At 63.9% G+C, this 22,883-nt stretch carries 25 protein-coding genes and 1 tRNA gene; 18 read left to right on the top strand and 8 right to left on the bottom strand.

Going from position 1 to position 22,883, the window contains the following annotated elements; all coding sequences use genetic code 11:
- Positions 1-18 precede the first annotated feature (18 nt).
- The 8 genes from K0P03_RS07210 (at position 19) to K0P03_RS07175 (ending at position 7,190) form a co-directional block, all read left to right on the top strand.
- Complete coding sequence (locus K0P03_RS07210) at positions 19-1,284, top strand: SAM-dependent methyltransferase (RefSeq protein ID WP_050743101.1); 1,266 nt, start codon at positions 19-21, stop codon at positions 1,282-1,284.
- Positions 1,285-1,409: 125 nt separating this feature from the next.
- Positions 1,410-2,450, top strand: coding sequence for a cysteine synthase A (locus K0P03_RS07205; protein ID WP_023514346.1), 1,041 nt, complete (start codon positions 1,410-1,412; stop codon positions 2,448-2,450).
- A gap of 5 nt (positions 2,451-2,455) precedes the next feature.
- The gene (locus K0P03_RS07200; protein ID WP_272789224.1) at positions 2,456-3,193 is read left to right on the top strand and encodes an alanyl-tRNA editing protein; all 738 of its coding nucleotides are present in this window, start codon (positions 2,456-2,458) and stop codon (positions 3,191-3,193) included.
- Positions 3,194-3,311: 118 nt separating this feature from the next.
- The gene (gene sseA / locus K0P03_RS07195) at positions 3,312-4,166 is read left to right on the top strand and encodes a 3-mercaptopyruvate sulfurtransferase (protein ID WP_272789223.1); all 855 of its coding nucleotides are present in this window, start codon (positions 3,312-3,314) and stop codon (positions 4,164-4,166) included.
- Complete coding sequence (locus K0P03_RS07190) at positions 4,166-4,756, top strand: GNAT family N-acetyltransferase (RefSeq protein ID WP_050743098.1); 591 nt, start codon at positions 4,166-4,168, stop codon at positions 4,754-4,756. The genes sseA and K0P03_RS07190 overlap by 1 nt, the downstream gene beginning before the upstream one ends.
- Positions 4,757-4,855: 99 nt before the next feature.
- On the top strand, positions 4,856-5,416 hold the full coding sequence (locus K0P03_RS07185) for an OmpA family protein (RefSeq protein ID WP_023514342.1): 561 nt from the start codon (positions 4,856-4,858) through the stop codon (positions 5,414-5,416).
- 199 nt (positions 5,417-5,615) lie between these two features.
- Entirely contained in the window at positions 5,616-6,650 is a 1,035-nt protein-coding gene (locus tag K0P03_RS07180) for a phosphotransferase enzyme family protein (protein WP_272789222.1), read from the top strand.
- 72 nt (positions 6,651-6,722) lie between these two features.
- The gene (locus K0P03_RS07175; RefSeq protein ID WP_272789221.1) at positions 6,723-7,190 is read left to right on the top strand and encodes a DUF1203 domain-containing protein; all 468 of its coding nucleotides are present in this window, start codon (positions 6,723-6,725) and stop codon (positions 7,188-7,190) included.
- Between the two features lie 49 nt (positions 7,191-7,239).
- Here the strand turns inward: K0P03_RS07175 and ald are convergent, their stop codons facing one another.
- Positions 7,240-8,358, bottom strand: a complete 1,119-nt coding sequence (gene ald, locus K0P03_RS07170; RefSeq protein ID WP_272789220.1) for an alanine dehydrogenase — start codon at positions 8,356-8,358, stop codon at positions 7,240-7,242.
- A 164-nt stretch (positions 8,359-8,522) separates the two neighbouring features.
- On the opposite strand from ald, the gene K0P03_RS07165 reads away from it, so the two are divergent.
- A complete protein-coding gene (locus tag K0P03_RS07165) occupies positions 8,523-8,984 on the top strand; it encodes an Lrp/AsnC family transcriptional regulator (protein WP_023516139.1) in 462 nt (153 codons plus the stop codon).
- A gap of 37 nt (positions 8,985-9,021) precedes the next feature.
- On the opposite strand, the gene K0P03_RS07160 is transcribed toward K0P03_RS07165, so the two are convergent.
- From K0P03_RS07160 to ilvA, 3 genes are all read right to left on the bottom strand, one after another.
- A complete protein-coding gene (locus tag K0P03_RS07160; RefSeq protein WP_023516138.1) occupies positions 9,022-10,278 on the bottom strand; it encodes a GGDEF domain-containing protein in 1,257 nt (418 codons plus the stop codon).
- A gap of 162 nt (positions 10,279-10,440) precedes the next feature.
- Positions 10,441-10,755, bottom strand: coding sequence for an HlyU family transcriptional regulator (locus K0P03_RS07155; protein WP_272789219.1), 315 nt, complete (start codon positions 10,753-10,755; stop codon positions 10,441-10,443).
- A 115-nt stretch (positions 10,756-10,870) separates the two neighbouring features.
- Positions 10,871-12,118, bottom strand: a complete 1,248-nt coding sequence (gene ilvA, locus K0P03_RS07150) for a threonine ammonia-lyase (protein ID WP_272789218.1) — start codon at positions 12,116-12,118, stop codon at positions 10,871-10,873.
- 261 nt (positions 12,119-12,379) lie between these two features.
- Here ilvA and K0P03_RS07145 point away from each other — a divergent pair, with 261 nt between their 5' ends.
- The 4 genes from K0P03_RS07145 to K0P03_RS07130 all read left to right on the top strand — a co-directional run bounded on the left by K0P03_RS07145 (position 12,380) and on the right by K0P03_RS07130 (position 16,260).
- Positions 12,380-13,834, top strand: a complete 1,455-nt coding sequence (locus K0P03_RS07145; protein ID WP_023516135.1) for a TrkH family potassium uptake protein — start codon at positions 12,380-12,382, stop codon at positions 13,832-13,834.
- 80 nt (positions 13,835-13,914) lie between these two features.
- Complete coding sequence (locus K0P03_RS07140; protein WP_272789217.1) at positions 13,915-14,493, top strand: hypothetical protein; 579 nt, start codon at positions 13,915-13,917, stop codon at positions 14,491-14,493.
- A gap of 115 nt (positions 14,494-14,608) precedes the next feature.
- A complete protein-coding gene (locus K0P03_RS07135) occupies positions 14,609-15,253 on the top strand; it encodes a DUF47 domain-containing protein (protein WP_023516133.1) in 645 nt (214 codons plus the stop codon).
- Complete coding sequence (locus tag K0P03_RS07130; RefSeq protein WP_130519972.1) at positions 15,253-16,260, top strand: inorganic phosphate transporter; 1,008 nt, start codon at positions 15,253-15,255, stop codon at positions 16,258-16,260. The genes K0P03_RS07135 and K0P03_RS07130 overlap by 1 nt, the downstream gene beginning before the upstream one ends.
- Before the next feature lie 72 nt (positions 16,261-16,332).
- Here K0P03_RS07130 and K0P03_RS07125 read toward each other — a convergent pair whose 3' ends face one another.
- The gene (locus K0P03_RS07125; RefSeq protein WP_272789216.1) at positions 16,333-17,145 is read right to left on the bottom strand and encodes a hypothetical protein; all 813 of its coding nucleotides are present in this window, start codon (positions 17,143-17,145) and stop codon (positions 16,333-16,335) included.
- 290 nt (positions 17,146-17,435) lie between these two features.
- On the opposite strand from K0P03_RS07125, the gene K0P03_RS07120 reads away from it, so the two are divergent.
- A tRNA-Leu gene (locus tag K0P03_RS07120) sits at positions 17,436-17,520 on the top strand.
- A gap of 15 nt (positions 17,521-17,535) precedes the next feature.
- Here K0P03_RS07120 and K0P03_RS07115 read toward each other — a convergent pair.
- On the bottom strand, positions 17,536-17,961 hold the full coding sequence (locus K0P03_RS07115) for an NUDIX hydrolase (RefSeq protein ID WP_050743167.1): 426 nt from the start codon (positions 17,959-17,961) through the stop codon (positions 17,536-17,538).
- A gap of 143 nt (positions 17,962-18,104) precedes the next feature.
- Complete coding sequence (wrbA, locus tag K0P03_RS07110; protein WP_023516885.1) at positions 18,105-18,704, bottom strand: NAD(P)H:quinone oxidoreductase type IV; 600 nt, start codon at positions 18,702-18,704, stop codon at positions 18,105-18,107.
- A gap of 170 nt (positions 18,705-18,874) precedes the next feature.
- Between wrbA and K0P03_RS07105 the strand changes: the two genes are divergently transcribed.
- Together K0P03_RS07105 and K0P03_RS07100 are read left to right on the top strand one after the other, a co-directional pair.
- Positions 18,875-19,630, top strand: a complete 756-nt coding sequence (locus K0P03_RS07105) for a competence/damage-inducible protein A (protein ID WP_272789215.1) — start codon at positions 18,875-18,877, stop codon at positions 19,628-19,630.
- 65 nt (positions 19,631-19,695) lie between these two features.
- Positions 19,696-20,538, top strand: coding sequence for a universal stress protein (locus K0P03_RS07100; protein ID WP_272789214.1), 843 nt, complete (start codon positions 19,696-19,698; stop codon positions 20,536-20,538).
- A 35-nt stretch (positions 20,539-20,573) separates the two neighbouring features.
- Here the strand turns inward: K0P03_RS07100 and K0P03_RS07095 are convergent, their stop codons facing one another.
- Positions 20,574-21,185, bottom strand: a complete 612-nt coding sequence (locus tag K0P03_RS07095) for a GNAT family N-acetyltransferase (protein ID WP_272789213.1) — start codon at positions 21,183-21,185, stop codon at positions 20,574-20,576.
- A gap of 197 nt (positions 21,186-21,382) precedes the next feature.
- Here K0P03_RS07095 and gpt point away from each other — a divergent pair, with 197 nt between their 5' ends.
- Together gpt and K0P03_RS07085 are read left to right on the top strand one after the other, a co-directional pair.
- The gene (gene gpt / locus K0P03_RS07090; protein WP_023516881.1) at positions 21,383-21,880 is read left to right on the top strand and encodes a xanthine phosphoribosyltransferase; all 498 of its coding nucleotides are present in this window, start codon (positions 21,383-21,385) and stop codon (positions 21,878-21,880) included.
- A 184-nt stretch (positions 21,881-22,064) separates the two neighbouring features.
- Positions 22,065-22,646, top strand: a complete 582-nt coding sequence (locus tag K0P03_RS07085) for a hypothetical protein (protein WP_272789212.1) — start codon at positions 22,065-22,067, stop codon at positions 22,644-22,646.
- The last annotated feature ends 237 nt before the right edge of the window (positions 22,647-22,883 follow it).

Genomic DNA, 22,883 nt, shown 5'->3' with positions numbered 1-22,883 from the left:
TTGGCAGAGGGGCAATCGATGACGACTGAAATGATTTCAGAAAAGGCATTTTCAGACCAGGATGCACTGACGTCCGCCAATTTTGCCGAACGCACCAGACGGCTGCCCTTGCGCGCCAGGATGGTGTTGCGGGGCCTCTTGGACCTCGAGACCGGCGCACTGGCGATGACCGTCCCCGGCGGGCAGACCTTCTTGATCCGCGGCAGGACACAGGGGCCCAGCGCCGCTGTCCGGCTCAACAACTGGAATCTCGTCAACCGCGCCGTCAGTGCCGGCACGATCGGCGTTGCGGAAAGCTATATGGACGGCGACTGGGAAAGCCCGGATGCCGGCGCCTTCCTCGAACTCTTCCTCGTCAATACGACTGTCGGCCGCAGCTACACCAACGGCCCGCGCGGACTCTTCCTCCTCGCGGAAAAATTCCGTCACTGGCTGAATGCCAACACCCGCCGCGGCTCAAAGCGCAACATCTCGGCGCATTACGATCTCGGCAACGAGTTCTATTCGCAGTGGCTCGACCCAACGATGACCTATTCGTCCGCGCTCTATTCCCGCGGCGCAAACGATCTCACCTCGGCCCAGGTCGCAAAATACCGCGCGCTGGCCGAGGCGACCGGCATCGGCCCGAACGACCATGTGCTGGAGATCGGCTGCGGCTGGGGCGGCTTTGCGGAATTCGCCGCCAGCGAGATCGGTTGCAAGGTGACGGGCCTGACGATCAGCCGCCAGCAGCTCGCCTTCGCGCGCGAGCGCATGGCAAAGGCCGGGCTTGCGGACCGGGTCGAGCTTAAGTTTCAGGATTACCGCGACGAGACCGGCACCTATGATCGCATCGTCTCCATCGAGATGTTCGAGGCGGTCGGCGAACGCTACTGGCCGGCCTATTTCTCAAAACTCAGCGAATGCCTGAAGCCGGGCGGCCGCGCGGGCCTGCAGATCATCACCATTCTGCAGGAGGCCTATGCCGAGTACCGGGCCAATCCGGATTTTATCCAGAAATACGTCTTCCCGGGCGGCATGTTGCCGACCCGCGAGCACCTTGCCTCCCTCGGCCGACAGGTCGGGCTCGCGACGGCCTCCGACATCGGCTTCGGCCACGACTATGCCCGCACCCTCGCCGAATGGCGCCACCGCTTCTGGGCCGCCTGGGAGCGCATCGTCCCGCTCGGCTTCGACGAGCGCTTCCGCAAGCTCTGGGAGTTCTACTTCTATTATTGCGAGGCGGGCTTTCGGGCCCGAAACATCGACGTTCGCCAGGTGGTCTACACGCGGCCTGCCGCCTGAGGGCAAGACATGGAAAAAATCCCTCTGGAAGGTCGCTCCATGGGAACACGATTTCTTGCAAAGCGCGGCTTGCCGGCCGAAAAGACGCTTTCCAATCTAGGCACATGAAGCGAGGCTCGGGTCCCATGGCAATTCTTCCGTCCGTTCTGGATGCAATCGGCAACACGCCGCTGATCCGGCTCAAGGGAGCCTCGGAGGCGACGGGCTGCGAAATCCTCGGCAAGGCGGAATTTCTGAACCCCGGCCAGTCGGTCAAGGATCGCGCGGCGCTTTCGATCATCCGGGCGGCGGAGCGTTCGGGCGCCCTGCGGCCGGGCGGCGTCATCGTCGAGGGCACGGCGGGCAATACGGGCATCGGTCTTGCCCTCGTGGCGCAGGCGCTCGGCTATCGCACCGTCATCGTCATTCCGGAAACCCAGAGCCAGGAGAAGAAGGACGCGCTGCGGCTGCTCGGCGCCGAGCTCGTCGAGGTGCCGGCCGTTCCCTACAAGAACCCGAACAACTACGTAAAACTCTCCGGCCGCCTTGCCGAGCAGCTCGCAAAGACCGAGCCGAACGGTGCGATCTGGGCGAACCAGTTCGACAATGTCGCCAACCGCGACGCCCATATCGAGACGACGGCGCCGGAAATTTGGCGCGACACCGACGGCAAGGTCGACGGCTTCGTTTCGGCCGTCGGCTCGGGCGGCACGCTTGCTGGCGTCGCCGCCGGCCTCAAGGCGAAGAATCCGAACATCAAGATCGCCCTTGCCGATCCGGATGGCGCCGCCCTCTACAACTATTATGCGCATGGCGAGCTGAAATCCTCCGGCAGCTCCATCACCGAAGGCATCGGCCAGGGCCGCATCACGGCCAATCTCGAAGGTTTTACGCCGGACTATTCCTACCAGATCCCCGATACCGAGGCCGTCCCTCTGGTCTTCGACCTGATCGAGAACGAAGGCATCGCCGTCGGCGGCTCCTCGGGTATCAACATTGCCGGCGCGATCCGGCTCGCCCGCGACCTCGGCCCCGGCCACACGATCGTGACGATCCTGTGCGACTATGCTAACCGCTACCAGTCGAAACTCTTCAACGCGGACTTCCTCGATTCGAAGGGCCTGCCCGTTCCGGGATGGCTGAAGGCGAAATCGGGGATCAAGGTCCCCTACCAGCCGGTCGAATAGGTCTCATGTCCCTCACCACCACTGCCCTCTTCCGCGACGATTTCTATCTTTCGACGAACGAGGCGGTGGTGACGGCGGTGCACCAGGACGGCGGCATCGAGCTCGACCAGACCTGTTTCTACGCGACGTCGGGCGGCCAGCCCGGCGACAGCGGTTTCCTGGAGCGCGCCGACGGCAGCCGCATCGCGCTCGGTCCGGCGGTGACCGGCGCAACCAAGGACATCATCCTCCACCGGCCGCTGGAGGGCGAGGCGCTGCCGATCGTCGGCGAGACTGTTGTCGCCCATATCGACTGGGCGCGCCGCTACAAGCTGATGCGCATGCACACGGCCTGCCACCTGCTCTCCGTCGTCTGCCCCTATCCGATCACCGGCGCGGCGGTCGGCGAGGACGACAGCCGCGTCGATTTCGACATGACGGAGACGATCGACAAGGACGAGGTGACGGCCCGGTTGATGGCGCTCGTTGCGGAGAACCATCCAATCTTCGTGCAGTGGATCACCGATGCGGAGCTTGCCGCCAATCCCGGCATCGTGAAATCGAAGAATGTACGCCCGCCGATGGGCCTTGGCCGGGTCAGCCTCGTGTGCATCGGCGAGAACTCCGCCATCGACAGCCAGCCCTGCGGCGGCACCCATGTCTCCGAAACCCAGGAAGTGGGTGCCATCCACATCGCCAAGGTCGAGAAGAAGGGCAAGGAGAACCGCCGGTTCCGCATCCGGTTCGGGGCGCCGGAGGCCTGACGGGATAGGCTCCGCGGCAAAATCGATCTAGGATATTTTCCAGCATATTCAATTTATTGCAGTGCCCATCACGCAGAGTACACCTGCCGGGCACTGCCAGCCTGACAGGGAGAAGACCATGTCCAACGACAAGAGCCGGTTCGTCGTCTCGGCGGACTTCGTGGAAAAGCAGCTCGGCGCGCCGCAGTTCCGCATCGTCGATGCCGCCTGGTATCTTCCCGCGCAGAACCGCAACGGCGCGGCCGAGTATGCGGCAGGCCACATTCCCGGCGCCGTGTTCTTCGACCAGGACGTGATCGCCGATCATTCGGGCACGCTGCCGCACACCGTGCCCTCGCCGGAACTTTTCGCCGCCGAAGTCGGCAAGCTCGGCATTTCCGATACGGACACCATCGTCGTCTATGACGGCCCCGGCATCTTCACCGCACCGCGCGTCTGGTGGCTGCTCCGCACCATGGGCGCAAAGAACGTCTTCGTTCTCGACGGCGGGCTTGACGGCTGGAAGAAGGAGGGCCGGCCGCTTGAGACCGACCTGCCCGAACCGGCACCAGCCGTCTTCCACACCAATTTCAATCCCTATGCCGTCACCTCCTTCGAGGAGATGCGCGGGATCGTCACGACCGGCGCCAGGCAGATCGCCGACGCGCGCGGCGCCGGCCGCTTCACCGGCGAGGAAGCCGAGCCGCGCGCCGGCATGCGCGCCGGCCACATGCCGGGCGCAAAAAGCATGCCGTCGGGCACCTTTTCCGAGGGTGGCCGGTTCAAGGATCTCGCCAGTCTGCGTCGGCATTTCGAGGAAGCCGGCATCGACCTTTCCAGGCCGGTCGTCACGACCTGCGGTTCGGGCATCACCGCCGCCATCATCACGCTGGCCCTGCATTCGCTCGGCCATGAGAACAACACGCTCTATGACGGCTCCTGGTCCGAATGGGGCGGCCGGGACGACACGCCCGTGGTGACGGGGAAAGACTGATGGCAAAAAAGTCCCGGCCCGCGCCGATCGCGGTGCATGTCACCACGCTGGAAATGACCGCGCCGCCGAAGCAGAGCCTGCCGGTGCCGGTCAACGTGCACACTGCCATCCTCAGCGCGCCCGACATCCCGCTCGCCTTCTACCGCTTCCTCTATCGGCAGGTCGGCGGACGGTGGCACTGGGTCGACCGGTTGCGCATGGACGACGAAACGCTTGCCGCGACGCTGCACGACAAGCGCAACAGCGTCACGGTGCTCTATGTGAACGGTGCGCCGGCCGGCTTCTTCGAGCTTCTGCAGGTGGACGACACGGTGGTGGAACTGTCGCATTTCGGCCTGTTCGAGCGGGCGCTCGGTCTTGGCATCGGCAAGTGGTTCCTGCTGCAGACGCTCTATGCCGCCTGGGCGCCCGGCCCGACGCGCGTCACGGTCGATACCAACAATCTCGATCATCCGCGCGCGTTGCAGCTCTACCAGATGTTCGGCTTCTCGCCGGTCGGCACGCGGGACACCGACCTCGTGCCGTTGTCGGACGCCGAGCTGCTTGCGCTTGCCAAGCGCGACTGTCTTTTGCCCGGCGAGGTGCGTTAATCACTCTGAACGGAACCTAACAGGCGGTTCAGGTCCGCTTCAGATCGCCTGTGGCACTTTCCAGCCAACAGACGATCAACCGAGCAAGGAAACACCGCCATGCAACGCCGCGCCTTTCTGACCGCGTTCGCCACCGCCCTCGCCGTTCCCGCCTTTTCAGGCCTCGCCGTCGCACAGGAAACCCCGTCCTCGGAAATCATCCTGCGCCGGCTCGACGCGGCGCCGGCACGCCGCCTGCGCGAAGAGGAACGGGTGACGGTGCGTGAACTCAAGCGCCGGCCGGACCTGCGCAGCGCGGCACCGTCGATCAACATCCAGTCGATCAACTTCGCCTTCGGTTCCGCGGATATCCCGCGCTCGGAATACCGCAAGGTGCGCCAGATCGCCCGCGCCATGGAGCAGTTGCTGAACCGCCGCCGCCGCGCCGTTTTCCTGATCGAGGGCCATACGGACGCCGTCGGGTCGGCCGCTTCCAACCAGATCCTGTCGGAGCGTCGCGCCGAATCGCTGAAATGGGTGCTCGTGCAGGAGTTCGGCATTCCCTCCCGTGCGCTCGAAACAGTCGGTTACGGCGAGGATTACCTGCTCGTCCAGACGCTGAACGAGGAATGGCGCAACCGGCGTGTGACGCTGCGCCGCATCGACGAGTTCGTGCGCTGAAGACCGCTGGAAGCACATGAAAATCACCGCGGACCGGCCGTCCGGACACCGTGGTGATCGCCTTCCGGGCAACTGGTCCGGACCAATTCGCCGCTGGAAACGCTGTCACAGCTGTGCCATATGACTGTCACGCGCAATTCCGGGAGCGATCGATCCGCTGGACGGATCGATCGGCAGACAAACGGAACTTCTCGCTCGCATGGACAGCCGCACGCCCGACCTTCGCGATTTGCTCGGCAAGCGGGTGCGCGTCCTGCACACCAAGCGGCGCCTCAGCATCCAGAAACGCATCGTAGAGTTCGAGCAGCAAACCTATGTGCTGCATTTCTTCCTGCGCAAATCGACGAAGGACCGCTTCGAGGCGGCGGTGCGCAAGCTTCAGCAGTCGGGCATTTCCGCCCAGCATGTCTGTGCCGGCACCGGCTCGCGGCGCGAGGCCCTGCGGGCCGGCGGCCACTGGCTGGCGCTCTCCTTCCTGCCGGGCACGCCGCTGTCGCGGAAAGCCCATCCGAAGGCCCTCGCCGCGCTCGGTGGAACGCTGGCGAAGCTGAACGCGATCGAAGGCGCCGCTTCGGGCGCGCTCTTCGAACGGCGGCAGCCCGTCCTGCCGCACGAGGCCTATCTTTCCTTCGCCGGCGCGGCGCATACACCCGAGGAGCGGCGCTGGATCGAGGAAAGCCTTGCCCGCATGCGCCGCCTGCCCGCAAACCAGCTGACCCACGGCGATCTCTACGGCAGCAACATCATCGAGCAGGACGACCACGCGATCGGCCTCATCGATTACGAGCTGATGACCTATGACGTGTCGGGCATCGAGCTTGCCGCCACGCTAATGCGCCCCTTCTGTCGCCAGGGCGCGCAGCGGCGGAGCCTGCTTGAGGGTTACCTCGCGGCCTGCCCCGCGGCCCTTGCCGATATCTGGCGGCGCCATGGGCCCGATTTCGTCTTTGCCGCAGCGACGCGACTGCTTGCCGCGCGACAGAGGCGCATTCGACACCTCACCATCCGTGATCGCCTGCTGGCGGTAGGCGAACGCGTGCTGCCGTCGTTGATGCGCAAGCGGGTGAAGGATCGGCGGACAGCAATCGCCAAGAACATCGCCTCTGCCCGGGAGAACGAGGCCTATTATCTGCATATCGCCCGGACCATGGTCGGCCTCTGCCTCGCCGAGCCGGCGATCGACCCCGTGCATCTCCTGGAACATTGCGACAAACTCTTCCGCAAACCGGGCTGAGCCGCAGGAAACGGGTGTCGCGATCGCGGCAAAAACGGGAGGCTACCGGCACGTCAACCGGAGCCCTGTGCCATGTCCATCCGCTTCCTGCCCATGCAGACCGAAACCGCCGCCGCCTATTGGACCGGCGGCAAGGATGCCTACGGCCTTGAGCCGGAACGGCATGTTTCCGACGGTACCGGCGTGCCCTGCCGCCATTGCCTGCGGCTGGTCGGCGCCGGGGAGCCCTATCTCATCCTGGCGCACCGCCCCTTCCCGGCCATGCAGCCCTATGCGGAAACCGGACCGATCTTCCTCCACGCCGAGCCCTGTCCGGCCCATCAACCCTCACAAAGCCCGCCGCCAATGCTGACCAGCCGCGACTACATCGTGCGCGGCTATTCGGCGGAAGACCGCATCCTCTATGGCACCGGCGCCGTGGTGCCGACATCCGACATCCCGGCCTATGCCGCAGTGCTGCTCGCCCGGCAGGACGTCGCCTATCTGCATATCCGCTCGGCCCGCAACAACTGCTACCAGTGCCGCGTCGAGCGGGCATGAAAAAGGCCCGGATCGCTCCGGGCCTCCTTTATCCGTGCCGTGACCCCGATCAGGCGACGTTGAGCACCGCTTCGGGCGCATAGGCCTCGTAGCCGAGCGCATCGGCGACCGGGCGGTTCGTCACGCGGCCCTTGTGCACGTTGAGACCGGCGCGGAGGTGCCGATCCTCGGCAATCGCCTTCAGGCCCTTGTCGGCAAGCTGCAGGCCGTAGTGCAGCGTTGCGTTGTTCAGGGCATGGGCGGAGGTGACCGGCACGGCGCCCGGCATGTTGGCGACGCAGTAGTGCACCACGCCGTCGACCTCGTAGGTCGGGTCGGAATGGGTCGTCGCGTGCGAGGTCTCGAAGCAGCCGCCCTGATCGATGGCGACATCGACGATGACCGCTCCCTTCTTCATGCCCGAGAGCATTTCGCGGGTGACGAGTTTCGGGGCCGCGGCACCAGGAATCAAGACCGCGCCGATGACGAGATCGGCGGAGAAGACCTCCTCCTCCAGCGCGTCGATGGTCGAATAGCGGGTGTGAATGCGCCCGCCGAAGAGATCGTCGAGCTGGCGCAGGCGCGGGATCGAGCGGTCAAGGATCGAAACATCCGCGCCGAGGCCCGCGGCCATCTTCGCCGCGTGCAGGCCGACGACGCCGCCGCCGATGATCGTGACCTTGGCCGGCAGCACGCCGGGCACGCCGCCGAGCAGGATACCGCGGCCGCCATTGGCCTTCTGCAGCGCCGTGGCACCCGCCTGGATGGACAGGCGGCCGGCGACCTCGGACATCGGCGCAAGGAGGGGCAGACCACCGCGCTCGTCCGTCACCGTCTCATAGGCGATGGCGGTGACGCCGGAGGCGAGAAGGCCCTTGGTCTGGTCCGGATCGGGCGCAAGATGCAGGTAGGTATAGAGAATCTGTCCGTCGCGGAGCTGCGCCCATTCGGCGGGCTGCGGTTCCTTGACCTTCACCACCATGTCGCACTTCTGGAAGATATCGGCGGCGGTGGCGGCAATCTTCGCGCCGGCGGCGCGATAGGCGTCATCGTCTGCGCCGATGCCGGCGCCGGCCTTGGTCTCGACGAGAACCTCGTGGCCGTGGGCCACATATTCGCGCACAGCACCGGGCGTCAGACCCACCCGATATTCATGATTCTTGATTTCCTTCGGACAACCGACACGCATGCGCGTTCCTTTCCCAGTGTGTTCCCGTTTTCATTGCCGCCGCTCCCGGCGGGGATCACCATGGAAGCAGAGGACGCACGCAATGTCCTTGCAAAGCCGGTTTGCGAAACGGCTACACGTCGAATATTCTCCTGATATTAGCAGAATTTTCGAAGGAAATTCGAATGGCGCACTTGGATGCAATCGATGCTGCGATCCTCAAGGCTCTCCAGCAGAACGGGCGAATCTCCAATGCCGAGCTTGCCGAGCGTGTCGGCCTGTCGCCCTCGGCCTGTTCACGCCGCCTCGACATCCTCGAAAAATCCGGCACCGTCACCGGCTACCACGCCCGCATTTCGCCAAAGGCGCTGGACTACAAGATGATCGCCATCGTGCACATCTCGCTGTCCGGCCAGTTCGCCAAGACGCTCGCGGAATTCGAGGCGGCGGTCAAACTCTGTCCCAACGTGCTGGTCTGCTACCTGATGTCGGGTGAATACGACTATATCCTGCGCGTCGCCGCAAAGGACCTAGAGGACTACGAGCGCATCCACCGCGACTGGCTGTCGGCCTTTCCCCATGTGGTGAAGATCAATTCGAGCTTCGCCCTGCGCGAGATCATCGATCGGCCGAATGTCGGGGTCTAGGTCGTTCCGGTTTCACGCGGTTCCGGATGCAAAACCGCTAGACGCTTTCGCTGGAGATGACGCGGTTGCGCCCGCCGTTCTTGGCGGCATAGAGCCGGGCATCGGCAGCAGAGAGCAGCGCATTCAGCGTCGTGCCGTCGCTGTAGCTGTTGGCGATGCCGATGCTGACCGTCACCGGCACGCCGTCCGGCCGGCGGATTTCGGCCTCGACGGCCTGGCGCAACATCTGCGCCCGCTCGGTGCCGACCGCCGGGGAAATGTCCTCGCAGATGACCACGAATTCCTCGCCGCCGAAACGAAACAGCCGGTCGCTGGTGCGCAGGGCCCGCTGCAGGCTGGCGGCGATATCCTTCAAAACGCCGTCGCCGGCAAGGTGCCCGAAGCGATCGTTGACGTCCTTGAAATGGTCGGCGTCGATGATCATCAGTGCCATCGGCTTTCCCTCGGCCAACATGGCCGACAGCATGCGCGGCGCCTCGAACTCCAGGCGGCTGCGGTCGTAGACGCCGGTCAGCGCGTCGCGGCCGGAACGGTCGAGCAGGTCCTCGTAGCGCTCTCGGAAGGTGAGATCGGCAAAGATGTCCGAGATCGGACGCGGTGAAACGGGAATGGCGGAAATGCGCGAATAGTGCAGGTACACGGTGATCAGCACCGCATAGGCGCTCGCCGCCAGCATCTTGGCAATCCAGCCGCCCCAGAACACCTCGGTTGGCGCGCCGTTGAGGAAATGCAGCGCGGCGAAGAAGCCGATCTGGTCGAAGGTGAGCACCACGATGCCGGAGACGAAGAAGCGCAGGGCCGTGTTCTTCTTGAAGACCCGCCCGAGCCGCTCGTAGAGCAGGATGATCGCCAAAGAATCGAGATAGAGCAGCGTCGTGCCCCACAGCATCAGCCAGCCCATCTCGTCGATGAAGGCAAGGTCGGCGATGCGGCCCGGCACCACGCCGATAGTCTGGTGATGGCGCAGGAAGAAACTGAGGCCGACCGTCAGGAAATTGCCGGCGAGCAGGCCGTAGATCGGCGCGCGCACCACCGCCGCATCCTCCTTCACATAAAGAAGGAGAATCATCATCAGCTTGCCGGAAAACAGCACCGAGGAGCCCGGCGAAATGACGCCGAAGGGCAATTCGATGTAGAAGACCGCGGCCAGATAGGTTTCCAGGAAGTGCATGACGCCGAGCGCGGCGATGAACACGCCGATGCCCAACTGATGGCGCAGGTGCAGAAGGCCCACCATGAAGACGAAATAGAACCCGGCCTCGATGAGAAGCAGAATCAGGTTTTCAATACCCATGGGCTGTCCGCAGCATCTTCGACTGCCCGGCAGCTAACCGCACCGAGAGAGTCGCAACAAGTTGTTTTCCCGCGGATACAGGCAATCGCGCCGGTTCTCCAGCGCCTTCGTGCAATTGTGTACGACTTTTCACAGGGGCGGACGAAAAATCCGCCTGGGTCCTCAGACCTGCCGGCTGTCGATGCCGTCGCCGAAGAGCGAGGCGCCATGCTGGTCGGCGATCTGCTTCGCCTTGCGGAAGGTCGAGGCGACCGTATCGTCCCGCGAGGAGAAGAGATCGGCGCGGATGAAGCTGCGGGTCAGGACCCGGTCGCCGTCCCGCTTCTCGATCCGGCCGGCCAGCCGATACTGCCCGCCTTCCGGAATGGGAGCCGCAATGAGGGTGAGGTCGTTGTAAGCCTCGGTTTCCTCCGCGATTTTCGCGGGAGTTGCCGAGTCGCCGCCGCGACCGAAGAGTTTTGAAAAGAACGATGCCATGGCCGATTGCTAACACAGGCCGCGGCGCGCTCCAAGGGGAGAGCTGTGGATAGCATCACCCGCCGCCGCGACGTCCTCTTGATGGAAGACGGGCGCGGGCAGCAGGCAACGCGACCTAGATAACGAGATTGGCCAGGATCTCGTTTTCCGTGATGTCCTGGTAGCGCAGGCCCGCCCCGTCGAAGGCCTTTTTCAAGGCAGCGAAATTCTCCGGCGCCTTGGTCTCGATGCCGATGAGGATCGAGCCGAAGTTGCGGGCGGATTTCTTGAGATATTCGAAGCGGGCGATGTCGTCGTCCGGGCCGAGCAGGTTGAGGACGTCGCGCAGCGCGCCGGGACGCTGGGCAAGGCGCAGGATGAAATACTTCTTCAGTCCCGCATGCCGCATCGCGCGCTCCTTGACATCGGGCAGGCGCTCGAAATCGAAATTGCCGCCGGAAACCACGGCAACGACCGTCTTGCCTTCCAGCGCCTCGCGGCCGAGCGCATCGAGCGCCGTCAGCGACAGCGCACCGGCCGGCTCCAGCACCACGCCCTCGACATTCAGCATGTCGATCATCGTCACGCAGATCGCATTTTCCGACAGCAGCATCACCTGGTCGGCAGAGAAGCAGCTCAGCGCAGCGAAATTCAGCGCCCCGATCTGGCCGACCGCGGCACCGTCGACAAAGTTGTCGACCTGGTCGAGCGTCACCACCGCGCCGCTTTCAAGGCTGCGCCGGAGGCTCGGCGCACCCGCCGGCTCGCAGAAGATGAAACTCGACGGGCCAATCCGGCCGTCAAGGTAACCCGTTATGCCGGAGGCGAGACCGCCGCCGCCGACCGGCAACACGACGAGGTCCGGAAGCTTGCCGTCCGGCAGCTGGGCGACGAATTCCGCCGCGACCGTCGCCTGTCCCTCGATGATGTCGGCATGGTCGAACGGCGGCACCATCAGCGCGCCGGTCGCCTCGGCATGCGCGCGGGCCGCCGTGTAGCACTGGTCGAAGAAGTCGCCGACGAGCTTGATCGTGACGAAGTCGCCGCCAAACATGCGCGTCTTGTCGATCTTCTGCTGCGGCGTCGTCACCGGCATGAAAACCACGCCCGGCACGCCGAAATGGCGGCAGACGAAGGCAAAGCCCTGCGCGTGGTTGCCGGCCGAGGCGCAGACGAAGCTGCGCGCACCGGAAGCATCGGCGAGCACCTTGCGGAAGAAGTTGAAGGCCCCGCGGATCTTGTAGGAGCGCACCGGCGAAAGGTCTTCGCGCTTGAGATAGATGTCCGCACCGTAGCGGGCGGAGAGATGTTCGTTCAGTTGAAGCGGCGTTTCGGGAAAGAGGCCGCGCAGGGCCTCCATGGCCGTGTCGACGTCGGGTGTCATGCTCTGGTCCGTGTTCGATAGATTGGGTTCAAAAAACTGCGTTTCTTGCCTTCGGAAAAGGACAGAGGCAGGCAAAGCCGATCATTCTTCAAACCTTTCCGATGCCCCGCGGCCGCGAGAGCCGCGCGACAGAACCTGTCCGAACCGGAATGGCGCCGCGCCGGGGCGCCATCCTTGAGTTTGGACGATGCAAAGGCTATGGCATATCGACGCGACGGTTACCACCCGCCCTGGCCAGCATGGCCTCTTCGAGACCAGAACTTGAACGCCACCATCTTCCGATCAGCCATCAATATCGCAGCAATCAGCGGGATCTATCTTTCCGTCGCGATGCTGATCCCGGCCTTCATCGACGTCTATTACGGCCATCCCGATTCGGAGGTGTTCTTCCTCTCCGCCTTCATGACCGGCGGCCTGTCGCTGGCAACGGCCGCGGCCACCCGGTCCGGCCCGCCGCCCTTCAACAAGCGCATGGGCTTTCTCGTCGTCAACATGCTCTGGCTGTCCGGCAGCATCATCGGCGCCATTCCGCTCTGGCTCTCCTCGCTGAACCTCACCTTCGCGCAGGCCTTCTTCGAATCGGTCTCGGCGATCAGCACGACCGGCTCCACCGTCATTACCGGCCTCGACAACGCGCCGCCGGGCGTTCTGATGTGGCGCTCGCTGCTGCACTGGCTCGGCGGCGTCGGCATCCTGGCGCTCGGCCTCTTCATCATGCCCTATCTGCGCGTCGGCGGCATGTCCTTCTTCAAGCTGGAATCCTCGGATACGGCGGACAAGCCCTTCGCCCGAATCGCAAGCTACACCCGCGCCTTCCTCGCCCTCTATGTCGGCATCACCCTGCTCTGTGCCGTCGTCTATGCCGCACTCGGCATGAACCGGTTCGATGCACTGAACCATGCCATGTCGACGGTGGCGACCGGCGGGCTTTCGACGCATGACGCCTCCTTCGGTTACTACAAGAGCCTGCCACTGCTGTGGGCCGCCACCTTCTTCATGACGCTGTCCAGCCTGCCCTTCTCCGTTTTGATCCTCTTCGTCGTGCGCGGGCGGCTCGATGCATGGCGCGACCCGCAGATCCGCGTCTTCCTTGGCTATCTCGTGCTCTTCTCCATTGCGGCGAGCGTGTTCCAGCGGCTCGAAAACGGTGTCAGTTTCCACGAGGCGCTCGCCCATTCCTTCTTCACCGTTGCCTCCATCCTGTCGACGACAGGCTTTTCGAGCGACGACTATACGCAATGGGGCCATTTCATCGTGGCGCTCGCCTTCGTCGCCACCTTCATGGGCGGCTGTTCGGGCTCGACCTCCGGGGGGCTGAAGGCCTACCGTCTGATCATCCTCTTCAACTTCATCCGCACCGGCCTCTACCGCCTGATCTATCCGAATGGCATCCACGCCGTGCGCTACGGATCGATGACCGTCGATGCCGATTTCCAGCGCAGCGTCTTCCTGTTCTTCATCACCTATGTCGCGATCTCGGCCGTCGGCGCGATCCTGCTCGCCCTGATGGGCTACGACGTGCTGACGGCGATCTCGGCGGCCGCGACCTCGCTGTCGAATGTCGGTCCGGGGGTGACGCAGGCGATCGGGCCGGCCGGCACCTTCGCCGGGTTCCATGATGCGGCGCTCTACGTGCTCTCCCTGCTGATGCTGCTCGGCCGCCTCGAAATCCTGACCGTGCTGGTCATCCTCACCCCGCTCTTCTGGAAGAGCTGATTGCGGACGAGCCGCGCGGCGTTCTTGACTGTTGCCATGCTTCTTCGCATCCTGCCGCCAACCGCCCGGAGGAAGACGGAATGTTCGTGTCGAAGTCCCTGTTGCGCATGACCTTTGTCGCCGCGCTCGCGCCCACGCTCGCCCTTGCCGGCCCCCTTGCGGATGCGGCCAGGAAGGCCGAGGAGCAGGCGGCTGCCGGCGACACGGTCGGTGCGCACAATACGATCCGCGATGCCTTCGGCGCCTTTGCCGCCACGCTGCCCTTCTCGATCGGCAAAGCCGTCTTCGTTTCGGCCGCCCCGGAAGGCTACGGCATGTATGCTGTTCGGCCGGAGACGAGCTTCAAGGTCGGCGAGGCGCTGATCTCCTATGTCGAGCCGGTCGGCCTCACCTGGCGGCCGGCCGACGGGGGCCTGCTCGAATCGCACTTCACCGTCGACCTGGAGCTGCTCGACCCGAAGGGTACGGTGCTTGCCGAGCAGAAGGCCTTCGGCTCCTTCGACTTCAAGGGCAGCGTGCGCAACCAGGAGGTCTTCGCCAAGCTGACGCTCAATCTCAGCGGCCCGCCGGTGGGCGACTATGTGCTGCGCTATCGCTTCCGCGATGCTGCAAGCGGTGCCGTGGCGATCAGCGAGCAGCCGTTCAAGATCGTTCCCTGACCGACTTTTCCACAGGCACGCAGAGAATTGTGACAAGCCGGAATCCGCGCTTTCCAGCGGGTTGGCGGTCAATTATGACAGCGGCATGACAACCCCAGCCACGTAAGGGGCACCCATGCTTTCGCTGTTTCGCAAACTCATGCCGCGCGAGGACCGTTTCTTCGACCTCTTCGAGCAGCATTCCCGCACCGTCGTCGGCGCTGCCGAAGCCCTCCAGTTGCTCCTTGCCGGCGGGCCGGACATGGAAAAACACTGCAACCGCATCGTCGAACTGGAAGACAAGGCCGACGACATCACGCGCGAAGTGCTTCTTGCCGTGCGCCGCAGCTTCATCACGCCGTTCGACCGCGGCGACATCAAGGACCTGATCCAGTCGATGGACGATGCCATCGACATGATGCACAAGACGGTCAAGACCATCCGCCTCTACGAGCAGACGAGCTTCCAGCCCGGCATGCAGGAAATGGGCGAAGCCGTCGTCAAGGCTGCCCATCTCGTCGCCGAGGCCATTCCGCTGCTCGACAAGGTGGGCGTGCATGCCGGCCGCCTCAGCGCGATCGCCGAGGAAGTCACCCGCGTCGAGGGCCGCTCGGACGAGTTGCACGACCAGGGGCTGAAAGACCTCTTCAAGCAATACGGCAAGACCGATCCGATGGCCTATATCATCGGCAGCGAGATCTACGGCGAGCTCGAAAAGGTCGTCGACCGCTTCGAGGACGTCGCCAATGAAATCAGCGGTATCGTGATCGAGAACGTCTGATGGACGCCACCCTCGCCTTCCCGCTGCTCGTCGGCCTCGTCGGCATCGCGCTGCTGTTCGACTTCCTGAACGGCCTGCACGATGCGGCGAATTCCATCGCCACGATCGTCTCGACGCGCGTGCTGCGTCCGCAATATGCCGTCATGTGGGCGGCCTTCTTCAACTTCATCGCCTTCCTGTTCTTCGGCTTGCATGTCGCCGAAACGCTGGGCAAGGGCATCATCGATCCCGGCATCGTCAGCCCGCTCGTCATCTTCGCGGCGCTGATGGGCGCGATCATCTGGAACGTCGTCACCTGGATCTTCGGCATCCCCTCCTCCTCCTCGCACGCCCTCATCGGGGGCCTGGTGGGCGCGGGTCTTGCCAAGACCGGCTTCGACGCCGTCGTGTGGAGCGGCCTCATCAAGACGGCGAGCGCCATCTTCCTGTCGCCCGCCATCGGCTTCCTCCTCGCCCTCATCCTCGTGCTCGCGGTCTCCTGGCTCTTCGTGCGCCAGACGCCGTTCGCCGTCGACCGTACCTTCCGCGTCATGCAGTTCATCTCGGCCTCGCTCTATTCGCTCGGCCACGGCGGCAACGACGCGCAGAAGACCATGGGCATCATCGCCGTGCTGCTCTTCTCGCAGGGGTATCTCGGCAGCGAGTTCCATGTGCCTTTCTGGGTGGTCATCACCTGCCAGGCCGCCATGGCGCTCGGCACGCTGATGGGCGGCTGGCGCATCGTGCACACGATGGGCTCCAAGATCACCCGCCTCAACCCGATGCAGGGTTTCTGCGCGGAAACCGGTGGCGCGATCACCCTTTTCGCCGCCACCTGGCTCGGCATCCCGGTCTCGACGACACACACGATCACCGGCGCGATCATCGGTGTCGGCGCCGCCCGCCGCGTCACCGCGGTGCGCTGGGGCATTGCCGGCAACATCGTCATCGCCTGGATCGTCACACTGCCTTCGGCCGCCGCGATCTCCGCCCTCTTCTACCTCACGATCAACGCGATCACCGGCTGAGGCAGCTCCAAACGAAAACGGCGGAAGCGTTGCCGCTTCCGCCGTTCCTGTTCCTGCCTTTTCAAATCCGGATCAGAAGAGATCCGGCGCGTGCTTGAGCGCATGGACCGGCTGCCCGAAGTCGGACGCCGTAAAATCGAAATCGTCGGAACCCGACGTCGCCGAAGCGTCATCGATGGCAAAAGGCCGGGCGGCAAAACCCGCATCGGCGTGATCGTTGCCGGCTGCCGCCGCCTTCTTGAACACGAAGGCATCGCCGCCCCCGTGATCCTCGTCCGCCGGCTCGCCAGCCTTCTTCACGCCGGTGAACTTGAGCTGGAGCTTGGCGAAGAGCTCGGCGGTCTTGGCCGATTCGAAGAAGTACTTGTCGCTCTTGTCGTAGTACTCGCCATAGGACTTGAGGTTCAGCTTGGCCGTGCCGATCACGTCGCCGTCGCCGTCCACCGCCTTGAACGTCACCACGTCACCGGAAATCTTCGTCGAGGTGATGGTCATCTTCTCGGTGCCGAGTGCATAGACCAGCTTGAACTTGCTGAAATCCCCATCCTTCTCGAGGTTGAGGCTGTAGTTCATCTTGGTGTTGAAGCTGTCGGTATAGGTGCCCTTGATGGTGAAGCCGGCCTTCGTCTGCGCAGTGGAATAGGCCAGCGTGCTGCTGTAGCCTTCGCCCTGCACCTTCACCGAAAGGCTCGTCGTCGTCTTGCCGATCTTCATCAGGATATCGGTCGTGCTGTCGCCGAAGCTGCTGTCGATCTCGACGGTCGCCTTCAGCGTCGTGGACGTCAGGCTGTACTTGGTCAGCTTGACGGTGAAATCACCGACACCGTTCAGCGAACCGTAGGTCTTCTGCAGATAGGCCTTCGTCAGATATTTTGGAAATTTCATTTACGCCCCCAATGTGCCCCGCGTTGAAACATTGGACGCTAAAAAAGCGAAAGTTTTTCTACAAGGCAAGAGATCGCCCCTAGATTGCGTCTCGCGGGCGTGACCGGAAACGACGATGTGTTGCAGGGCCGGCACATTCCCGAGAACGCTTGCCGGAAAAGGCGCAGCAGGCGACCGAAACGGGAATCGGCATTGTCTTTCCCTCCCTGGCAAGGTGCGAATCATTTTGGCTAAGACTCTCCACTTCACCCTATTGACGAAGCGGCCCGACTTTCCGAAAAGCGAGCTACGCGGGCGTGGCGAAACTGGTAGACGCAAGGGACTTAAAATCCCTCGGCCTTGGCTGTGCGGGTTCGATCCCCGCCGCCCGCACCAAATGGCTCCGGCTTCTCAATTGGCCTCCATCTCGGATAGATAGTGGCGCAGCCGGACCTTCAGGTGTCCGACGACATGGGGATGGTCGAGAAAACGGGCTATCGACATGATCTCCCAGCGCTGACCCTCGTCACCGAAAGCGACCGTACCGAAACCACCGTCGAGATGGGCGACATGAAAGTAGCTGCCGGGCGCGTCAGGTCGCTCGGCCGGATAATAGCGCTCCCATACGACCGACGAACGATCGACCCTGATGCCGAACTCCTCCCAGGTTTCGCGAAGGGCGCAGTCCATCGGCGTCTCATCCATTTCCCGGCCGCCGCCGGGCAGGTCCCACATGTCGGGAAACGGGATGTCGGCCTTGTCGTCGCGCTGATAGGCGATAAGGTGACCGTCGCAAATAAGGGCGATCTTCGCACCCTTGAAATCAGCCGGCTCCATTCTGACCAAGCCCCCCTCGTCCTGCCGCAAATCGGTACCGCCGATTCGCGTGGTTTCTGAGGCGAGCATATCGCGGCGCGCAAAAAAGGGCGCGGACCTGATGTGGCCGCACCCTTCTTCATCGGCGATGTTTCAGGAGAACATCAGGCCGAGAGTTTTGCCGCGATCTTGGCGACATGGGCGCCCTGGAAGCGGGCGGCGTCCAGTTCGATTTCCGAAGGCTGGCGCGAGCCGTCGCCGTCGGTGATCGTCGAGGAACCGTAAGGCGAGCCGCCCTTGACGGCTTCCACACCCATCTGGCCCTGGAAAGCGTAAGGCAGGCCGGCGACGACAAGGCCGTGATGCAGCAGTGTCGGGATGAAGCCGAGGATGGTCGATTCCTGGCCGCCGTGCTGCGTGGCCGAGGAGGTGAAGACCGAGCCGACCTTGCCGACGAGCTTGCCCTGCGCCCAGAGGCCGCCGGTCTGATCCCAGAAATTGCGCATCTGCGAGGCGACCGTGCCGAAGCGCGTGCCGGCTCCGACGATGATCGCGTCATAGTCGGCAAGTTCCGCCACCGTGGCGATCTCGGCCTTCTGGTCGAGCTTGAAATGCGAAGCCTTCGCCACGTCTTCCGGCACCAGTTCCGGAACGCGCTTGACGGTCACCTCGGCACCGGCCGATTTCGCACCTTCCGCGACCGCATAGGCCATGGCTTCGATATGGCCGTAGGCCGAGTAGTAGAGAACCAGTACTTTTGCCATCGTCGTCTCCTGTTTCGATGATGCCTTTCCGCTTGATCGCGGCGTCGCGTTGGATGTAGCACTTCGGAGTGGCAATGCCCCAGCGGTTGCCCGGTCGACAGACTGTTCACCCACCATTGACAATGCCGCGCCTTCGGTCGGCATTTCTGTCCGAACTACAGAGAGCGCCCATGAGTTCCCGTCCCATCGCCACCGCCGCCATGCTCGCCATCGGCGACGAACTGCTCTCCGGGCGCACCAAGGACAAGAATATCGGCCAGCTCGCCGACATGCTCTTCCTCGCCGGCATCGACCTGAAGGAGGTGCGCATCGTCGGCGACGACGAGGACGCGATCGTCGAGGCGCTGAATGCGCTGCGCGCCCGCTATACCTATGTCTTCACGTCCGGCGGCATCGGCCCGACCCATGACGACATCACGGCGGACGCCATTTCCAAGGCCTTCGGCGTGCCCTGCCTGCACGACCCGCTCGCCATGCAGCTGCTCGGCGCCATGTACGAGCGCCGCGGCGTCGAGTTCAACGCGGCGCGCCGGCGCATGGCGCGCATGCCGGAAGGCGCTGTCCATATCGAGAATGCCGTCTCGACGGCGCCGGGCTTCCACATCGGCAATGTCTATGTCATGGCCGGCGTGCCGCAGGTCTTCACCGCCATGCTCGGCACCGTGGTGCCGACCCTTGAGGGCGGCGTTCCGATGCTCTCGCGCTCGGTCGCCTCGCCCTTCGGCGAAGGCGACATCGGCAGCGCGCTGGCCGGTATCCAGAAGAAGCATCCCGAAACCAGCATCGGCTCCTATCCGCGCTTCAGCGAAAACCGCTTCTCGACCGAAATCGTCATCCGCAGCCGCGAAGAAGCCCCGGCGGAAGCCGCCGAACGTGATATACTTCAGATGATTGCCGAAATCGCCGCGGCCAAGGCCGCGTCTTGATCCCGATCAAGGTTTGACGAAAGCGGCAGGCGCATGCTTCCATCGACCCAGAACAGGAGGCCGAAATGACCTACAAGACCATCGTGGCGGTGCTGAGCGCCGCCGAGGACGCCGGCAAGGTGACGGATAATGCGCTTGCCCTTGCGCGCAAGACCGGCGCTCACGTCATCGGCATCCATGCGGAAACGCCGGTCGTGGTCACGCTGATCGCGCCGATGGAATATCCCGACCCGAACGCCGTTCTCGACCTGCAGGAGCGGGCGCAGCAACAGTCCCGGGAGGTCGAGCAGGCCTTCAAGTCGCGCTGCGAGCGCGACGACATCTCCTATGAGTGGCGTCTCTTCACCGGCACCGCCGGCTATGCCTCCGCCGGGATCATCGACAGCGCGCGCGGCGCCGACATCGTCATTGCCGGCCAGTTCGACCCCGATCTAGACGGCCCGGCGCGCGAGGACATCGAGGACCTGCTCTACGAGAGCGGCCGCCCGGTCTACCTCGTCTCCAATGCCCCGGCCGGCCCGGCGCCCATCGACCGCGTGCTGCTTGCCTGGAACGGCTCGCGCGAATCGGCACGCGCCGCCTTCGACGCCCTGCCCTTCCTGACAGGCGCGAAGGAGGTCGAGATTTTTACCGTCGATCCGCCGGAGAACGTCATGCAGTCGCGCGACTTCTGCGGCGCCGAGCTTGCGGCAACGCTTGCCCGTCACGGCATCAAGACCACGGTCACGTCGGGTGCTTCCGATGGCCACTCGGTGGCCGAGGCGCTGAACCGGCGCGCGACGGAAATCGATGCCGGCCTCATCGTCATGGGGGCTTACAGCCATTCGAGGCTGCGCCAGCGCCTTTTCGGCGGCGTCACCAGCGCCATGATGCGCTATGCCCGCGTGCCGACGCTGATGTCACGCTGAGACGAAGGAGGCGGGCCTGCCTTCCTTGCCGCCTCTCAAACGACCGGTTTGACCATCGTCGTCGCCGCTCCGAATCCGAAGACCGGTTTCAGGAATCCGAGCGAGACGGTCGAGACGGCCTCGAACCCGCGCCGGGCGTAAAGCGCCCGGGCCCGCGGGTTCTCGTCGATGACATCGAGCCGCACCCGTTTCAATCCCGCCTCTGCCGCGCGATGCTCCAGCGCATCCAGCAGGGCCGAGCCGACACCGAGGCTGCGCGCCTCCGGCCGCACGAAGATGCCGTCCATGAGAAGCGTATCCGGCTCGCAGGGCCGCTCCAGCAGGCTGATCAGCAGCGCCCGGGCAGATCCCCCGAGCCAGCCGTAGACCTTCGCCATATCCGACAGGCCGCCGCCGACAAAGGCGCCGTCCGGCGTCTTGAACCCGGCAACGCCCAGAAAACCGCCATCCACCGAAACGGCGCTCAGCGCATGGCTGGGATTGAGCATCCGCTCGATGAAGGCTACCGCTTTTTGCCGTGGGCCGAGGGGATAACGCAGCTTGCGGGAAAAGGCCTCCCAATATCCTGAAGCGGCGATCCCGCGATGCTCCGGCCTGAGCCCCGGCTCGATGCGGAATTGGCGGCCATCCTCACTGTCGCGCTCCATGTCGTTCTCCTGTGTCATGCAGCAAACAGATGGGAGTGGCATAGTGACAGTGCAATTCCAGAGCGCCCCTTTTGGCGGCCACCCTGCCCGACTTCCTTGTGGATGCCCCGGTCCCGTTGCCGCCATGGCGATTTTCTTGGGCAGCGAGTTGCAGTACAGAGGATGAATCTTCTTTTTCTGCCTATCAGGAGCCCGCCATGTCGCTGCCCGACAAAGCCTTCCCCGTATCCTGGGATCAGTTTCATCGTGACGCGCGCGCGCTTGCCTGGCGGCTGGCGGACGGCGGACGGGAATGGCGGGCGATCGTCTGCATCACCCGCGGCGGCCTCGTGCCGGCCGCCGTCATCTCGCGCGAACTCAATATTCGCCTCATCGAGACCGTTTGCGTCGCCTCCTATCACGACTATGTCTCGCAGGGCGACATGCATGTGCTGAAGGGCATCTCGCCGGAACTGACCAAGGAAGGCGGCGAAGGCATTCTCATCGTCGACGACCTGACGGATACCGGCAAGACCGCGGCGCAGGTGCGTGCCATGCTGCCGAAGGCGCATTTTGCCGCCGTCTATGCCAAGCCGAAGGGCCGCCCGCTGGTCGATACCTTCGTCACCGAGGTCAGCCAGGACACCTGGATCTATTTCCCCTGGGACATGGGCTTCACCTACCAGGAGCCGATCGCCAAGGGCACGCGCGGCTGAGCCCTCTATCCGCGGCAGCGTGAAACGTCCTTCAGGTTGCGACACAACATACTGATTTGGCATTTTTTTCGTCGATGGCCGGTGGATGCGCAAGCGTACCCGCCGGCTTAATCTTTCCGCAATTCCTGCCAAAGATAGTGCTTATGTTCACCGCATCGGCGCGGTGACGGGAGGCATGGCACGGATGCGCTACGCAAGGCCGGCATTCGCGGCAGTTCTCACCGGCGCGCTCGTCTTCGGCGCAAAGGCCGTCGCGCAGCAGGACGTGCGGACCACCGCGGTCGCCGAATTCATCGACGAGAGCGTCCGCCCCTGGCTGGACGAGCCGGCGATCCTCAATGCCATCATCGCCCAGAATGCCGCCCATGCCGGGCTCAGCCAGGCGGAGATCGACGATCTCGACGCCCGCTGGCGCCGCGAGCTCTCGCGTGCCGACCGCCCGATGATCGAGGCGCAGCTCTCCAATCCCCTCTCGCTCTATCTCAAGGGCCGCCAGCGCGCGGCGGAAGGCCTCATCACCGAAATCTTCGTGATGGACAACCGCGGCCTGAATGTCGGCCAGAGCGACATCACCTCCGACTACTGGCAGGGCGACGAGGCGAAGTGGCAGAAGAGCTTCCGCGCCGGCCATCTTCACATCGATGAGCCGGACCGGGACGACTCCACCCAGCTCATGCAGTCCCAGGCGAGCCTGCCGATCCGCGATCCGGCGACCGGCGCCGTCATCGGCGCCATCACCGTCGGGGTCAATCTCGACGCGCTTTGACGTTACGGAAGGGAATCACTTTATCCACGGATCACAACTCCGCCCGGATGGCTATTCCCTGAAGTCGTGGGATGGAAAAGACCCTCTAAATTTACCTGTAATTTTTCTCGCTTTTCCACAGTCGCGTGCAGCGCCGCCTGTGCTTTTGCCCCGAACCCGCTGATTTTTCAGGCATCCGGCATCGTCCCCGTTTTCCACAGCCGGCAGGCACAAGATGTAGCGTTCAAACTTCCTTCA

The sequence above is a fragment of the Shinella sp. HY16 genome, assembly GCF_028534175.1.
GTDB lineage: Bacteria > Pseudomonadota > Alphaproteobacteria > Rhizobiales > Rhizobiaceae > Shinella.
Note: the sequence above shows the minus strand (reverse complement) of the source record. Positions and strands in the feature narration are given on the sequence as shown.